Genomic DNA, 16,006 nt, shown 5'->3' with positions numbered 1-16,006 from the left:
ACCTATGCTCACGCTCGAATCCGTAAGCAAGCGCTACGGCGATCCAGGCACCGGCACGCTCGCCGTCGAAGACCTCAGCTTCACCATCGAAGAGGGGCAGATCGTCACGATGGTCGGTCCATCCGGCTGCGGCAAGACGACCGTGCTGAAGCTGATGGCAGGACTGCTCAGACCGACGGGAGGCCGGGTCAGCGTCGACGGCGTCGACGTCACAGGTCCGCCAGAGCAGATCGCGCTGGTGTTCCAGGACTATGCGAACTCCCTTTATCCGTGGATGCGTGTGGCGGACAACATCGCGTTCCCGCTCAGAAGGCTGAGGCTGTCGAGATCGGAGGTCGTCGCGCGAGTCGAGCGGACCCTGCAGGCCGTCGGCCTGCGCGGTCTCGGCGACAGGTACCCCTGGCAGCTCTCCGGCGGCATGCAGCAGCGCGTGGCGATCGCGCGCGGACTGGCCTATCAGCCGCGGATCCTGCTGATGGACGAGCCGTTCGGCGCGCTCGACGCGCAGACCCGCGCGGACCTCGAGGATCTCGTCTTCCAGGTGCGGAAGGAATTCGGCATCACGGTCGTCTTCGTCACGCACGACATCGACGAGTCGGTGTATCTGGCCGACAGCATCCTCATCATGGGGCCGCGTCCGACCTTCATCGACGAGAAGCTGATGGTGCACCTGCCTGAGCCGCGGGACCAGCTCGAGACCAAACAGCTGCCGGAGTTCGCTCGACTGCGCTCCATCGTGTGGCGCAACATCAAGGAATCGAGCCTTATCATGTCGACTGGTGCGGTTCAGGCGGCTCCGTGACAGGTCAGCCCGTCGGCCGTCGGCAGGAAGCCCCCTCGTCAAAGGTGTCGACTCTGGACCTGAATCTCTTGCGCGTGTTCATCGCCGTCTACGAGGCGCGCAGCCTCACGGGCGCGGCGCGGGTGATGCACGTCACCCAGCCGGCGATCAGCCAGTCGCTGGCGCGCCTTCGACGCGATCTCGCTGACGACCTGTTCTTCCGGGAGGCGCGCCGGATGCTGCCGACGCCCTTCGCGGAGGAGCTGTACCCGTCTATCCGCGAATCGCTCGAACGCATCGACGGGGCCGTGGCGACGCGGGGCTTCGACCCCGCTTCGTCGCGACGGCGATTCCGGATGGCACTGTCCGAACTCGGCGAACTGCACTGGTTCGACGACATCGCGGCAGCGCTGATGGGAGCAGGGCCGCTCATCGCCCTCGAAACGGAGGCACTCGACCACGCGACGATCGCCGACAGGCTGACGCGCGGCGCCGTGGACCTCGCGATCAACTCTGCGCCGATCCCCGGCGACTTCGAAACCCACACGATCAAGGTCGAGCAGTACGTGGCGCTGATGTCGCGCAGCCACCCTCTGGCGACGCGGCGCCTGGACTTCGACGCGTACCGCACCGCCGACCATGTGGCCGTCGTGCGCGACTCCGGGCGGCCGAATGTCGAGAACGCGCTGCACGCGCTCGGCGGCATTCCGCAGGCTCGGTTCAGCGTGAACCACTTCTCGACGCTTCCGACGCTTCTCGAGCGAGGCACCCTCGTCGCGACGACGCCCCGCAGCCTCGCCGAAGCGTGGTCGGCTTCCCAGTCGCTCGTGTACCGAGCGCTTCCTTTCCCGATCGCGCCCGTCGAGGTGAAGCTGTACGCCCGAACGGCGCACAGCGATGCGCCCGCCCTGCGCTGGTTCCAGGACACCGTGCTCGCAGCCATCCGGAACGGCCAGCAGAACATCCTCGCGCCCGCGCTGCCGCGGTCGCCGTGAGCCCCCTACCGTGTCCCCAGCAGGTCCGTGTGCCAGCGCTCCGCGACGTCCGGGTGGGCGCCGCAGGCGGGGGACGGGAACCTCTGTTGCCGAGCGCTACGCGCATCGTCGCGACGGTGAGCCGCGGCGGACCGGGCGATGCCGACGCAGGGGAATAGATTCGTGTCGCGGGCGTTGCACCGTGTATATTCATTCGCATACAAATCGATCGGAGATGCCATGAGCGACACGACCGCCTCCCCGGCCATGCAGTTCGGCCTGTTCTCGGTGAGCGACATCACCCGCAACCCCGTCACGGGGGAGACGCCGAGTGAGGCGCAGCGCATCCGCGACGCGGTCACGATCGCGACGCACGCCGAAGAGGCGGGGCTCGACGTCTTCGCGATCGGCGAGCACCACAACCCTCCGTTCTTCTCCTCGTCTCCGACCACGACGCTGGCGTACATCGCGGCTCAGACGGAGCGGATCATCCTGTCGACCGCGACGACGCTGATCACCACGAACGACCCGGTGAAGATCGCCGAGGACTATGCGATGCTGCAGCACCTGTCGGGAGGCCGCGTCGACCTCGTGATGGGCCGCGGCAACACCGGCCCGGTCTACCCGTGGTTCGGCCAGGACATCCGGCAGGGTCTGCCGCTGGCGATCGAGAACTACCAGCTGCTGCACCGGCTGTGGCGCGAAGACGTCGTCGACTTCGAGGGGAAGTTCCGCACCGCGCTGCAGGGCTTCACGTCGACGCCACGACCGCTGGACGATGTGCCGCCGTTCGTGTGGCACGGCTCGATCCGCACCCCGGAGATCGCCGAACAGGCCGCGTACTACGGCGACGGCTTCTTCGCGAACAACATCTTCTGGCCGAAGGAGCACTACCAGCGGCTGATCGGTCTGTACCGGCAGCGCTTCGAGCACTATGGCCACGGCACGGCCGAGCAGGCGATCGTCGGCCTCGGCGGTCAGGCGTTCATGGCGAAGAACTCGCAGGACGCGATCGACCAGTTCCGGCCCTACTTCAACGAGGCACCCGTGTACGGCAACGGACCGACTATGGAGGACTTCACGGAGATGACACCTCTCACGGTCGGCTCGCCGCAGCAGGTGATTGACCGGTACGCGTCTATGCGCGATGCCTACGGCGACTACCAGCGCCAGCTGTTCCTGATGGACCACGCAGGTCTGCCGCTGAAGATCGTGCTCGAGCAGATCGACTTCCTGGGGCAGGACGTCGTGCCGGTGCTCCGCAAGGAACTCGACGCCGGGCGGCCGGAGACGGTGCCGGATGCCCCGACGCATGCGGCGCGTGTGCGAGCCGCCTACGGCGACGGTCCGGCGCGTCAGCCGCGGCCCAACGCGAACCGCGGCGACAACGTCACGGGCGGCTCGCCCTACCAGGACACGCGGGCCCCGCAGGGCAGCGCATTCGGACTCGGAGGGGCGAAGTGACGGGCGCTACGCAGATCGCGGTCGTCTCGGCGGGCCTCAGCGACCCCTCGTCGACACGCCTGCTCGCCGACCGCATCCTGCAGGCGGTGACGAAGGATCTCGCGGGGCGTGGAACGGAAACCTCCTCGCGCGTGTTCGAGCTTCGCGACTTCGCACACGACATCACCAACAGTGTGCTCACCGGCTTCGCGCCGAAGCCGCTCGCGGAGATGAATGACTTCGTCGCTGGGGCTGATGCCGTCGTCGTGGTCTCGCCGATCTTCTCGACCAGCTACTCGGGTCTGTTCAAGAGCTGGGTCGACGCGCTCGACCGCGACGCGCTCGCTGGAATGCCGGTGCTGCTGGCGGCGACGGCTGGCACGCCTCGCCACTCGCTCGCCATCGACTACGCGATGCGTCCGCTGTTCACGTACCTGCACGCGGAGCCCGTCTCGACGGGAGTGTTCGCCTCGAGCGACGACTGGGGTGAGAGCGCCGATCGGGTTGCTCCGCTGCAGCAGCGCATCGACCGGGCCGCGCGCGAGCTGGCCGACCGGATGACCGAGGCAGAGCGCGCGGTGCCAGCCGATCCGTTCAGCCCGGAGTCGTATCTGGGAGAGAACGGCTCGTTCGCCGACCTGCTCGCGAACCCTCCCGTCCGCTGAGCGTCACGGGAGTCCGGGTCGTCGCCTGCGGGGGAGGGAGACCTCTGCGCACAGTGCGGTCGGTCGTCGTCGCCCCATGCGGCACGACACCGCGCGACAGCCTGAGACCGCGGACCGCGGACCGACAAAGCGGCGAACGAACGGCGGACGCTTCGTGAACAGTTGCCGAACCCGGGCGTGAACGGCCGTCTGCGGCGTGCTGATCCGGGATTCTGGAGCCATGCGAGTCGCGATCGTCGCTGAATCGTTCCTTCCTCATATGAACGGGGTCACAGGCTCCGTTCTGCACGTCGTGCACCATCTGCGCAACCTGGGGCACGACACACTGGTCATCGCTCCGAAGGCACCAGGGCAGCCCGAGGACGTCGCGGGCGTCGAAGTGCCGGAGACGACGTACCTGACGTCGGTGCCGCTGCCGAGCTACCCGGATGTCAGAGTGGCGCTCGCTCCCGTCGTGCAGCTGAAGCGGATCCTCGCCGAGTTCGAGCCGGACATGGTGCACCTCGCCTCTCCGGCGGTCCTCGGGTGGCAGGGCCTCGTCGCCGCCGACGGGCTCGGCCTGCCGACCGTCGCGATCTACCAGACCGATGTCATCTCGTACGCGGAGCGATACGGGGTGCCCGGTGCGGCTCCGCTCGTGCAGTCGCACATCGCGCGCCTGCACAAGCGCGCCACGCTCACGCTCGCTCCCTCCTCGCACGCGCACGATCAGCTCGAGGGCCTCGGCGTCGATCGCATCGGGCGCTGGGGCAGGGGCGTCGACGCCGCGCGGTTCTCGCCGGCGCGCCGCAGCGACTCCTGGCGGCGCGACGTGCTCTCCGGGTGGAACGGGAGCGAGCTCGTCTCGGCACCCTCCGGCGAGGAGAAGATCGTCGGCTACGTCGGCAGGCTCGCGCCGGAGAAACAGGTGGACGATCTCCGTGCGGTCGCCGATCTGCCCGGCACACGGCTGGTGGTCGTCGGGGACGGGCCGGAGCGCGAGCGACTGGAGCGCGAGCTGCCCGGCGCCGTGTTCACCGGTTTCCTCGGCGGTGACGACCTCGCCGAGGCGGTCGCCAGCTTCGACGTGTTCGTGCATCCGGGGGAGAGCGAGACGTTCTGCCAGACCGTGCAGGAAGCACTCGCATCCGGCGTCCCCGTCGTCGCGACCGGCCGCGGCGGACCGGTCGACCTGGTGCGCTCCAGCGTGGACGGCTGGCTCTACCGGCCGGGCGATCTCGACGATCTGCGGGCGAGAGTCGCCGATCTGCTCGGCGACGACGCGAAGCGGGCGTCGTTCGCCCTCGCGGCGCGCGACAGCGTGCGCTCGCGCACCTGGGCGGCGCTGACGGAACAGCTCGTCGACCACTACGGGGAGGCCGCCCGTCTGCGGCGCTTCGACGGCGCGCTGATGGCCCGCGGAGACCGGCGCGTCGCGGCGGCGGAGGCCGCGCCGACACGTCGCTGGGCGAAATTCGTGGCGCTCGGGGACTCACTCACAGAGGGGCTGTGCGACAGCTCGCGGATGCCGGACGGACAGTACAGAGGCTGGGCCGACCGGCTCGCGATGCTGCTCGGGCAGGACGCCTCCCGTTCGCGGCGCAAGCCGTTCCGGTTCGCGAACCTCGCCGTGCGCAGTCGGCGCGTGCGCGACCTCGCCGCGGAGCAGGTGCCTGCGGCGCTCGAACTGAAGCCCGACCTCGTCTCCATCCTGATGGGGCACAACGACCTCGTGGGCCACTCGGCCGACCCGTACGCGCTCGCCGCAGAACTCGAGCATTCGGTGCGCAGGCTGCGAGCGGCGGGGATCGACGTGATGCTGATCACGCCCTTCCTGCCTCGGCGCCTCGCCGCCAGAATGTTCGCCAGGCGCTTCGCCGCGTACTCGAGCGAGCTGCGCCGCATCGCGAAGGAGACGGGGAGCATCCTCTTCGACAGCGACGCGCTGCCCGAGCTGAGCGACGTCGACAACTGGGCGGCCGACAAAGTGCACCTGCGCTCGTCGGGGCACCGGCTCATCGCCTATCGTGCCGCCGAGGTGCTCGGGGTGCGTGATGCCGAACAGCTCGCGGCACTGGACAGGGCGTTCCACGAGGATGCCGACGACCCTGATGGGCGCTGGATCACCAGGCACGTGCTGCCGTGGGCGTGGCGCAGGATGCGCGGACGCACGGCGGGCGACGGCCTCAGCGCCAAGCACACCGACTATGTCGAGGTGCGGGGCAGGCGGAGCCGCCACGACGGCGCGGAAGCGCTGTGACCGTTCGCCCCGCCCCGTTCATCCGGGTTCGCAGACCCGAGGCGGGCGCCGCTGATAGGATCGGTCGGGAAGACCTGTGCGGTCTTCGCCAACTGAATACGTTCGTGGAGCAGGCTCGCAGGAGCTGGTCCCTAGAAGTGGCTTCCCGGCAGATCGGCCGGTGGGTTTCTCCTGGTGGCCAGCACGGAACTCCTTAGCTCCTGCTCCTGAAGTTCGCCCGCGTGCGTCGCGGGCTCGAAAGAAGGAGAGACCTCTTGGAAGGTCCTGAAATCACCGCAGCCGAGGCCGTTCTCGATAACGGCCGCTTCGGCACCCGCACCGTTCGCTTCGAAACCGGCCGTCTCGCGCAGCAGGCGCAGGGGGCGGTCGCGGCGTACCTCGACGACGAGACCATGCTGCTCTCGGCCACGAGCGCGTCGAAGAACCCCCGTGAGGGCTTCGACTTCTTCCCGCTCACGGTCGACGTCGAGGAGCGCGCATACGCGGCGGGGAAGATCCCCGGATCGTTCTTCCGCCGCGAGGCCCGCCCCTCGACCGACGCGATCCTCGTCTGCCGACTGATCGACCGCCCGCTGCGCCCGTCGTTCGTCGACGGACTGCGCAACGAGGTGCAGATCGTCATCACGGTCCTCTCGATCGCACCGGGCGAGTACTACGACGCGCTCGCGATCAACGCGGCCTCCGCGTCCACCCAGATCTCCGGTCTGCCGTTCTCCGGCCCGATCGCCGGTGTGCGCCTCGCGCTCATCCCCGGCTTCGGCTCGAACGAGGACCAGTGGGTCGCGTTCCCGAACGCCGAGCAGGTCGACCAGGCGGTGTTCGACCTGATGGTCGCAGGCCGCGTGCTCGACAACGGCGATGTCGCGATCATGATGGTCGAGGCCGAGGCGACCGAGAGCAGCTGGAACCACATCTCCGGCGGCGCCGTGAAGCCGAACGAGGAGATCGTCGCCGGCGGTCTCGAGGCGGCCAAGCCGTTCATCAAGCAGCTCGTCGAGGCGCAGTCGAAGATGGCCGCGGGTTCGACCAAGGAGCCGCTCGAGTTCGCGACGTTCCCCCCGTACAGCACCGAGACGTACGACTTCGTCGAGGGCAAGGCGCTCGCCGAGCTCGAGAAGATCTACCAGATCGGCGACAAGCAGGAGCGGCAGAACGCCGACGACGCGCTGAAGGCCTCCGTCAAGGAAGCCGTCGCTGCGAAGACGGAGTCCGGCGAGCTCCCCGCCGCCGCGACGGCGGAGTTCTCCGCGGCGTGGAAGTCCGTCACGAAGAAGATCGTGCGCGGGCGCATCCTCACCGAGGGTGCGCGCATCGACGGCCGCGGGCTCGCCGACATCCGGCCGCTCGATGCCGAGGTGCAGGTCATCCCGCGCGTGCACGGCTCCGCGATCTTCCAGCGCGGCGAGACCCAGATCATGGGCATCACGACGCTGAACATGCTCAAGCTGGAGCAGCAGATCGACTCGCTGTCGCCCACGACGAGCAAGCGGTACATGCATCACTACAACTTCCCGCCGTACTCGACCGGTGAGACCGGTCGAGTGGGAAGCCCGAAGCGCCGCGAGATCGGTCACGGGTTCCTGGCAGAGCGTGCGCTCCTGCCGGTGCTGCCCAGCCGCGACGAGTTCCCCTACGCGATCCGTCAGGTGTCGGAGGCGCTCAGCTCCAACGGCTCGACGTCGATGGGCTCCGTGTGCGCCTCGACGCTCTCCCTACTGAACGCGGGCGTGCCGCTGCGCGCACCCGTCGCCGGCATCGCGATGGGCCTCGTCTCCGAGGAGACCGACGGTCAGACACGCTATGCGGCGCTGACCGACATCCTCGGCGCGGAGGACGCGCTCGGCGACATGGATTTCAAGGTCGCAGGCACCAGCGAGTTCGTCACCGCACTGCAGCTCGACACGAAGCTCGACGGCATCCCCAGCGAGGTGCTCGCCGGCGCGCTGACGCAGGCCAAGGAGGCGCGTCTGCGCATCCTCGACGTGCTGAACTCCGCGATCGACTCGCCGGACGAGATGGCGCCGACGGCGCCGCGCGTGATCAGCGTGCAGATCCCGGCTGACAAGATCGGCGAGCTGATCGGCCCCAAGGGCAAGACGATCAACGGCATCCAGGACGAGACCGGGGCCACGATCTCGATCGAGGACGACGGCACCGTCTACATCGGCGCGACCGACGGCCCGACGGCCGAAGCGGCCCGCGCGCAGGTGAACGCGATCGCCAACCCGTCCAACCCCGAGGTCGGCGAGCAGTTCCTCGGCACGGTCGTGAAGATCATCCCGTCCGGTGCGTTCATCTCGCTGATGCCTGGCAAGGACGGCCGCCTGCACGTGACGCAGATCCGCAAGCTCAACGGCGGCAAGCGCGTCGAGGAGATCGACGCCGTGCTCTCGGTCGGCCAGAAGATCCTGGTCCGGATCGCCGAGATCGACGATCGCGGCAAGCTCGCGCTCGAGCCCGTCATCGAGGAGCAGGCGGAGGAAGCCGCTCCGGCGGAGTAAGGCAGCGCCCGCCCCGCGGCGGCGCATTCGGGCTCGGTTCTCGGCTTCCCGGTGAGGGAAGCGGGGAACCGAGCCCTTCCGCTGTATGGTGACGCGTGATCAGGGGAGGGATCGTGAACCACCGGCTCCGCCGAAAGACGACAGGCTTCGAGCAGACGGGTGCGCCGCAGATGGCTTCGCACGCCGCAGACCTCACGCTGGCGCAGGTCGACGGACCGGTGCACCCGTCCGAGCCGATCCCCACGATCGGGCCGGGGCTCGGCGCCGCGCTGCGCGAACCCCTCGGCGAATCCGGGCTCGACGTGTTCCCGCTGATCCTCGGCGGCGGAGAGTTCGGCTGGACGATCGACCAGCAGACGAGCTTCGACGTGCTCGACCGCTACTTCGAGTACGGCGGCAACGCCATCCACACTGCGGACAGCTTCGCGGCAGGGCGCAGCGAGCACATCATCGGTCGGTGGCTCGCCAGCCGCGGCGTGCGCGAGGACACCGTCGTCGGTGTGCGCATCGGCGGACATCCGGATCATCCGGGGCTCGGTTCCGTGCCTCTCGTCCGCGCGGTCGAATCGTCGCTGGAACGACTGGGCACCGATCGCATCGACCTGCTCTACTTCGACGCATCCGAACTCGACGACGTGCCGCTGGAGGACGCGCTGGCAACGGCTGACTGGCTCGTCGAGACCGGCAAGGCACGTGTGATCGGCGCGTACGGACTCACCGCGAATCAGCTCGTCGAGATGCGCATCCTCGCTTCTGCGGGCTATCCGCGCATTCCCGTGATCGACGTGCCGTACAACGCGCTGCGGCGCGAGGACTACGAAGGCGATCTGCGCCTGGTCGCCCGTGCTCAGGGCATCGCGCTGACCCCGTCACATCCCCTCGAGCACGGGTTCCTCACCGGCAGGCACCGATCGCGCTCCCAGGCGGCCGCATCCACCAGGGGCGCGCAGCTCGCCGAGCGGATGAACCGCAGGGGCACGAAGGTGCTCAGGGTGTTCGACCGGATCTCCGCCGAACTGAGCGTGCCGCTGGCGGCCGTCGCCGTCGCGTGGCTGCGCGCGCAGGCCGGCGTCGTGGCGCCGATCGCCAACGCCTTCGAAGCGCTCCACGTCGACGAGCTGGTGCAGGGCGCGGGCATCTCGCTCTCCAGGGCCCACATCGCCGACCTGCAGAAGGCCGCGCACTAGAACGCGCTGTTCACCCGCGGTTGGGAAGGTGGTCGATCGGGCGCGGCGCGCGCGGCGCCGTGCTCCGATAGGCTGGACATGGCCGCGCAATGTGGCGCGCGCCGACCAACAGGACAGGTTCTGGAGAAGAAGAGCGGATGACGCACTACATCTACCTCGTCCGTCACGGTGAGCACCAGGATGCCGAATACGGCCTCGAAGACGGCCCGCTCTCCGGCAAGGGACAGCGTCAGGCGGCCGCGATCGCCGATCGGCTCTCCGGACTCACGTTCGATGCCGTGTGGCATTCGCCGCTCGAACGGGCCAGCGAGACGGCCAAGTACGTGGCTGAGCGACTGCCCGCCGTCGATCCTCAGCCGCACGCGCTGCTGTTCGACTGCGTGCCGACGGGCATGACGGAGGAGACGCCAGGCACGTTCGAACCGTTCTTCGGCTCGTACAGCGAAGCGGAGATCGAGGCGGGCGGAGCGCAGATGGCCGACGCGACGGCCGAGTTCCTCGTGCGCAGGAACGAGGAGGTGCACGAACTGCTCATCACGCACAACTTCGTGATCTCCTGGTTCGTGCGCGAGGTGCTCGAGGCGCCCGAGTGGCGATGGATGACGCTGAACCAGGCGCACTGCGGGCTGACGGTGATCGCTCAGAAGCCGGGGCGGCCGTGGACGCTGCTCACGCACAACGATCTCGGACACCTCCCGCACGAGCTGCGCACAGGGCTCCCCGACGAGAACCCGATCTGAACCCTCCCGCCGGATCGTAGGATGGAGCCATGGCGTCTCGTGTGGCCCTCGTCGGCGGAAACGGCAAGCTCGGTTCGATCATCAGGCAGGTGATCGAGGAGCACGACGAGTTCGACGTGCACTCGGTGCTGGGCTCGGGCAGCGATCTCGCTGAGATCGAGGGCGCCGATCTGGTGGTCGACGCCTCCGTCCCGCAGATCAGCGTCGACGTGGTGCGCGCCGCGACCCAGCGGGAACTGCCCGTCCTCGTGGGAACGAGCGGCTGGTCGTCCGAGCGGATCGCGTCGGTGCGTCCGCTCGTCGAGGCGGCGGGCACGGGTGCCGTGTTCATTCCGAACTTCTCGCTCGGCTCCGTGCTTGGCACGGCCCTCGCCGCTGCGGCATCGCGGTTCTTCCCGTACGCCGAGATCGTCGAGGCGCACCGCGACACGAAGATCGACTCGCCGAGCGGCACGGCGGTGCGCACCGCGGAGATGATCGCCTCGGCGAGGGATGAGCCGGTCGAGGCCCCCCACGTCGATCAGCGCGCCCGCGGCCAGCAGGTCGGCGGCGTGCCCGTGCACGCGCTGCGTCGGCCGGGCGTGGTCGCAAGGCAGGAGACGATCCTCTCCGGCCAGGGCGAGAGCCTGTCGATCGTGCACGACACGATCGAGTCGGCCGCGGCATACGCCCCGGGCATCCGGATCGCGCTCGAGCACGCGGCTGGTGTGCGCGGGGTGGTCGTCGGACTGGAGAACTTCATCGACATAGGCATCGGCGCTCCCCGCGCGAGCGCGCGGCCGCCGGTCGACGAGGGCGGCGTGACGGGCCAGGTCGCCGGCGCCACGGGCGCGTGAAGGTCCGCATCGGCGTCGCCGTGATGGCGGCGGCGCTCATCCTCTACATCGTCGTCGCCGGCGGCCGCGCCGCGGCGTTCCTCAGCACGGGCGACCCCGTGGGCATCGCGATGGGCGTCGCCCTCATCGTGCTGCCGATCATCGCCGTGTGGGCGCTGGGGCGCGAGCTCTGGTTCGGCGTCCGCGCCGACAGGCTCGGCCGCCGCCTCAAGTCGGAGGGCGAGGTTCCGGAAGACCAGGTCGCCGTGTCGCCGAGCGGTCGCGTCGAACGCGCGGACGGCGAGGCGGTGTTCCCGAAGTACCGCGCGCAGGTCGAGCAGTCGCCTGAGGACTGGCGAGCGTGGTACCGGCTCGGCCTCGCCTACGACGCGGCAGGCGACCGTCGCCGTGCTCGCGAGGCGATCCGAGCGTCCATCCGCCTCGCCCCCCGCAGCTGACACAGGGCACGGGTCGACGGAGCACAGACGCGCCCCGACCTTCGAGAAGGACGGGGCGCGTGGCGGTGCGGCCGAGAGGTCAGGCCAGCGCCGCCTCGAGGGTGATCTCGATGCCGGCGAGTGCCTGCGAGATCGGGCAGCCGGTCTTGGCCGCTTCCGCGATCTTCGCGAACTCCGCCTCGTCGATGCCGGGCACCTTCGCGCTCACGTTGAGGTGGCTGCCGGTGACGCCCGTGCCTGGTACGAAGGTGACCGACGCGGTGGTGTTGACGCTCTCCGGCGGCGTGCCGTTGCTGGTGAGCTCGTTCGACAGCGCCATCGAGAAGCACGACGAGTGCGCGGCCGCGATGAGCTCCTCCGGCGTCGTCGTGGCCGCTGCGCCCTCGCTGCGCGCCTTCCAGTTGACGGCGAAGGTGCCGATGCCCGATGCGGGTGCGACGGTGCCGGAGCCCTCGAAGAGAGACCCGTTCCAGTTGGTGGTTGCTTCGCTCGTAACGCTCATGGGGAACTCCTTCGATCGACGGCCCCTGTTCACGGCCAGCCTACTGACGATGGCCGGTGCTGTCGCCCGTCCTGAGCTGCGGCCGCCGTGTTGCGCGCGTCGTGCCGTTCCGCGTCGCATGGGCGGCCGTCGCAGCGCCGTTCGCACCGTGCGATCCGGATGCGCCGCAGCCGGCGACAGCGTGCTGTCACAACGGGTCACACTCGAGCCCTGATGAGCGGCCGGAGGTAGCGTGGCGGCATGAACCCGCTCGTCGCTGCTGTCGTCGTGGTCGTCGTGGTCGCCGTCGCCGCGATCGCGGGGCTGCTGTGGAGGCGCCGCGACGGGCGCGTCAGAACGATCGAACCGGACCGCGTGTCGCCGCTCGAGCTCGGGTACGACACGGCAGCCTTCGGCGACAGAGCCACGCTGGTGCAGTTCAGCACCGAGATGTGCGCCAGGTGCCCGAGCGTGCGCCGTCTCCTGACGGGGTTCGCCGCTGCCGAAGGTGTCGGACACGTCGAGGTCGACCTGACGCATCGTCCGGATCTCGCAAGTCGGTTCCACGTGCTGCAGACCCCGACCACGCTTCTGCTCGACGGGTCGGGGATCCTCAGGGCGAGAATCGGCGGGATGCCGAGGCGCGACGATCTCGAGGCGGAGATCGCACGCGTGACGGAAGGCGCTGACGCATGAGCGCATCGTCGTCAGGATCCGCACCGATCGGCATCGACCCCAGGGGTCCCCGCTTCGCCGCAGCGATCACCTCCGTGCTGCTGCTGGCGGCCACGTTCCTGGCGCTCATCGGGGTCGCGACCGCGACATCCGGTGCGGTGTCGTTCGGATGGTTCGCGTACCAGCCACTCGCCGATGCGACGTTCTCGCCCGGCGCGGGCTGGGCCATCCGGTCGGCGTCACCGGCAGAGCGGGCGGCGGATGCCGGTTTCATCGCCGTCGCGGTCGTCGCCGTGCTGTTCGCCTGGGCAGTCGCGTCACCGCGCACGGCACCGTGGGGAGCGCTCTATCGGCGGCTGGTCTCGCCGCGCCTCGCGCCCCCGAGCGTGCGGGAGGACCCGCGTCCTCCCCGCTTCGCACAGGGCGTCGGCCTGGGCGTGACGCTCGTCGGCCTGATTCTGCACCTGACGGGAGTGCCGCTGGCGCTGCCCATCGCGGCGGCGGCCGCCCTCGTCGCGGCGCTGCTCAACGCCGTCTTCGGGCTCTGCCTGGGATGTCAGCTCTACCTCGTCCTGCAGCGCGTCGGACTCGTAGGCCGCGGCCGCTCGGCGTGAGCCCCGACGTCGCGAAGCACCGGACGCGCCGCGGCCGGATGCCGGATGTCGGGCGTACGATCGAGACATGAGTGCCGCGATCCCGACCCCGTACGAAGACCTGCTGCGTGACGTGCTGGCGGGCGGCACCCACAAAGACGACCGAACGGGCACGGGAACGACGAGCGTCTTCGGGAGACAGATCCGGTTCGATCTGTCGGAGTCGTTCCCGCTGATCACGACCAAGCGCGTGCACTTCCGCTCGCTCGCGCTCGAGCTGCTGTGGTTCCTGCGCGGCGATTCGAACGTGCGCTGGCTGCAGGATCGCGGTGTGCGCATCTGGAACGAATGGGCCGATGAGAACGGCGATCTCGGTCCGGTGTACGGCGTGCAGTGGCGCTCGTGGCCAGCGCCGAACGGCGAGCAGATCGACCAGATCGCGCGCGTCGTCGACGGAATCAAGCGCAACCCCGATTCCCGACGCCACATGGTCACGGCGTGGAACCCCGCAGAGATCGAGGGGATGGCGCTGCCCCCGTGCCATGCGCTGTTCCAGTTCTACGTCGCGGACGGGAAGCTCAGCTGCCAGCTGTACCAGCGCAGCGCCGATCTGTTCCTCGGCGTCCCGTTCAACATCGCCTCCTACGCGCTGCTGACGCAGATGGTGGCTCAGCAGACGGGCCTCGGGCTCGGCGACTTCGTCTGGACGGGCGGCGACTGCCACATCTACGACGACCACCGCGAGCAGGTCGCAGAGCAGCTCTCGCGCGACCCCTACCCGTACCCGCAGCTGCGGATCAATCGGAAGCCGGAGTCGATCTTCGACTACGACTTCGAGGACTTCGAGGTCGTCGACTACCAGCATCACCCCACGATCCGCGCGGCCGTGGCGGTGTGACCGAATGACGCTCCGCGCGATCTGGGCGCAGGCGAGAGGCGGCGCGATCGGTGCGGACGGCGACATGCCGTGGCATCTGCCGGAAGACCTGGCGCACTTCAAACACGCCACACTGGGCCGTCCGGTCGTGATGGGCCGTCGCACCTGGGAGTCGTTCCCCGAGCGCTTCCGCCCGCTGCCGGGCCGCGAGAACATCGTCGTCACCAGCCGCGAAGACTATGACGCCCCCGGCGCAGCGCTTGCAGGCTCCGTCGACGACGCCATCGCCGCGGCACTCGCCGCGGACTCTGAGCCGTGGATCATCGGCGGCGGGTCGATCTACACGGCCACCATGGACCGCCTCGACGAGCTCTGGATCACCGAGATCGACGTCGACGTCGTAGCCGACACCCACGCCCCGCACGTCGGCGAGGAATGGCACCTCGCCTCCCGCGACCCTGCCGCCGGATGGCACGAGAACCGAGAGGGCATCCGCTACCGATTCCTCACATACGTGCGCACCAGGCCGTAGGCCACCTCCGCAACCCCGGGAAGTATGTTCCACGCCTCCGCGGCGCTACGCTGGGAATCATGACGCAGGCAGCCAATCCGTTCGGGCAGGTTCTCGTCGCGCTCGTCACACCGATGACGGCCGACGGCGAAGTCGATTGGCCGGCCGTCGAGAAGCACATCGACGGCGTCATCGCCAGCGGCGCCGACGGCATCGTCGTCACGGGTACGACGGGGGAGACGTCGACCCTCACCGATGATGAGAAGCTGCGTCTCGTCGAAGTCGCGGGGAGCGTCGCGGGCGACCGGGCGAAGATCATCACGGGCGGCGGGTCGAACGAGACCGCCCACGCCATCGACCTCTACCAGAAGAGCGAGAAGGCGGGCGCAGACGGCATCATGATCGTCACGCCGTACTACAACAAGCCCACCCAGGCCGGCCTGCTCACGCACTTCAGGCTGATCGCCGACTCCACGGATCTGCCGGTCATCCTCTACGACATTCCCGGCCGCACCGGCGTACCGATCATGTACGAGACGATCCTGCGCCTGGCCAAGCACCCCAACATCCTCGCCGTGAAGGACGCCAAGGGCGACTTCAGCGAAGTCAGCCGTGTGCTGAACCAGACCGACCTGATGTACTTCTCGGGCGACGACGCGAACGCGCTGCCGCATATGTCGATCGGGGCATCCGGTCTCATCGGCGTCACGGCGAACATCGCGGCCTCGCCGTACCGGGCGATGGTCGACGCCGTCAACCGGGGCGACCTCGCCGCCGCGACGGAGCAGCACCGCAAGCTCGAGCCTCTCGTGCGTGCCGTGATGACGCACGTGCCTGGCACGGTCGCCGCCAAGTACATCCTGCACGGCCTCGGCTACATCTCGAGTCCGCGCGTGCGGCTGCCGCTGGTCGGTCCCGAGGAATGGGAAGCCGCGATCATCGAGGACGAGCTGGCGCTCGTGGACGGGATCGACAGCATCGACCTGACCGACTTCCGTCCCGACCGCAACGCGGCGGCAGGCGGCGCGCTGCCCGCCATCTCCGGCACCACGCGCTGACGCCGACA

General features: G+C 69.1%; 16 protein-coding genes. 15 read left to right on the top strand and 1 reads right to left on the bottom strand.

Going from position 1 to position 16,006, the window contains the following annotated elements; all coding sequences use genetic code 11:
• Positions 1–4: 4 nt before the first annotated feature.
• From DZG09_RS12435 to DZG09_RS12390, 10 genes are all read left to right on the top strand, one after another.
• Positions 5–802: an ABC transporter ATP-binding protein gene (locus tag DZG09_RS12435; RefSeq protein ID WP_119698082.1), complete on the top strand. Its 798-nt coding sequence runs from the start codon at positions 5–7 to the stop codon at positions 800–802.
• Positions 803–846: 44 nt separating this feature from the next.
• On the top strand, positions 847–1,776 hold the full coding sequence (locus tag DZG09_RS12430) for a LysR family transcriptional regulator (RefSeq protein ID WP_205529168.1): 930 nt from the start codon (positions 847–849) through the stop codon (positions 1,774–1,776).
• A gap of 246 nt (positions 1,777–2,022) precedes the next feature.
• Entirely contained in the window at positions 2,023–3,219 is a 1,197-nt protein-coding gene (locus tag DZG09_RS12425) for an LLM class flavin-dependent oxidoreductase (protein ID WP_420845909.1), read from the top strand.
• Positions 3,216–3,863: a CE1759 family FMN reductase gene (locus tag DZG09_RS12420; protein WP_119698079.1), complete on the top strand. Its 648-nt coding sequence runs from the start codon at positions 3,216–3,218 to the stop codon at positions 3,861–3,863. The genes DZG09_RS12425 and DZG09_RS12420 overlap by 4 nt, the downstream gene beginning before the upstream one ends.
• Before the next feature lie 220 nt (positions 3,864–4,083).
• Positions 4,084–6,102, top strand: coding sequence for a glycosyltransferase (locus DZG09_RS12415; RefSeq protein ID WP_119698078.1), 2,019 nt, complete (start codon positions 4,084–4,086; stop codon positions 6,100–6,102).
• Positions 6,103–6,356: 254 nt separating this feature from the next.
• Positions 6,357–8,603, top strand: a complete 2,247-nt coding sequence (locus tag DZG09_RS12410; protein WP_119698077.1) for a polyribonucleotide nucleotidyltransferase — start codon at positions 6,357–6,359, stop codon at positions 8,601–8,603.
• Between the two features lie 113 nt (positions 8,604–8,716).
• Positions 8,717–9,790, top strand: coding sequence for an aldo/keto reductase (locus DZG09_RS12405; protein WP_338039998.1), 1,074 nt, complete (start codon positions 8,717–8,719; stop codon positions 9,788–9,790).
• 137 nt (positions 9,791–9,927) lie between these two features.
• On the top strand, positions 9,928–10,530 hold the full coding sequence (locus tag DZG09_RS12400; RefSeq protein ID WP_119698076.1) for a histidine phosphatase family protein: 603 nt from the start codon (positions 9,928–9,930) through the stop codon (positions 10,528–10,530).
• A 29-nt stretch (positions 10,531–10,559) separates the two neighbouring features.
• On the top strand, positions 10,560–11,366 hold the full coding sequence (gene dapB, locus DZG09_RS12395) for a 4-hydroxy-tetrahydrodipicolinate reductase (protein WP_119698075.1): 807 nt from the start codon (positions 10,560–10,562) through the stop codon (positions 11,364–11,366).
• Positions 11,363–11,803 (top strand): tetratricopeptide repeat protein, encoded by a 441-nt coding sequence (locus DZG09_RS12390; RefSeq protein ID WP_119698074.1) that lies wholly within the window; start codon positions 11,363–11,365, stop codon positions 11,801–11,803. The genes dapB and DZG09_RS12390 overlap by 4 nt, the downstream gene beginning before the upstream one ends.
• Before the next feature lie 79 nt (positions 11,804–11,882).
• Here DZG09_RS12390 and DZG09_RS12385 read toward each other — a convergent pair whose 3' ends face one another.
• Positions 11,883–12,305: an OsmC family peroxiredoxin gene (locus DZG09_RS12385; RefSeq protein ID WP_119698073.1), complete on the bottom strand. Its 423-nt coding sequence runs from the start codon at positions 12,303–12,305 to the stop codon at positions 11,883–11,885.
• Between the two features lie 240 nt (positions 12,306–12,545).
• Between DZG09_RS12385 and DZG09_RS12380 the strand changes: the two genes are divergently transcribed.
• The 5 genes from DZG09_RS12380 (at position 12,546) to dapA (ending at position 15,998) form a co-directional block, all read left to right on the top strand.
• Positions 12,546–12,980 carry a TlpA family protein disulfide reductase gene (locus DZG09_RS12380; RefSeq protein WP_119698072.1) on the top strand — a complete coding sequence of 145 codons (435 nt, stop codon included), beginning with the start codon at positions 12,546–12,548 and terminating at the stop codon, positions 12,978–12,980.
• A complete protein-coding gene (locus tag DZG09_RS12375; protein ID WP_119698071.1) occupies positions 12,977–13,573 on the top strand; it encodes a DUF4395 domain-containing protein in 597 nt (198 codons plus the stop codon). The genes DZG09_RS12380 and DZG09_RS12375 overlap by 4 nt, the downstream gene beginning before the upstream one ends.
• A 67-nt stretch (positions 13,574–13,640) precedes the next feature.
• Positions 13,641–14,450: a thymidylate synthase gene (locus DZG09_RS12370; RefSeq protein WP_119698070.1), complete on the top strand. Its 810-nt coding sequence runs from the start codon at positions 13,641–13,643 to the stop codon at positions 14,448–14,450.
• Between the two features lie 4 nt (positions 14,451–14,454).
• On the top strand, positions 14,455–14,961 hold the full coding sequence (locus tag DZG09_RS12365) for a dihydrofolate reductase (protein WP_119698069.1): 507 nt from the start codon (positions 14,455–14,457) through the stop codon (positions 14,959–14,961).
• A 59-nt stretch (positions 14,962–15,020) separates the two neighbouring features.
• Positions 15,021–15,998: a 4-hydroxy-tetrahydrodipicolinate synthase gene (gene dapA, locus DZG09_RS12360; RefSeq protein WP_119698068.1), complete on the top strand. Its 978-nt coding sequence runs from the start codon at positions 15,021–15,023 to the stop codon at positions 15,996–15,998.
• Positions 15,999–16,006: the final 8 nt, after the last annotated feature.

The sequence above is a fragment of the Microbacterium halotolerans genome (assembly GCF_003569805.1).
Taxonomy (GTDB): Bacteria; Actinomycetota; Actinomycetes; order Actinomycetales; family Microbacteriaceae; genus Microbacterium; species Microbacterium halotolerans.
The sequence above is the reverse complement of the archived record's forward strand: the minus strand, read 5'-3'. Positions and strand labels throughout refer to the sequence as shown.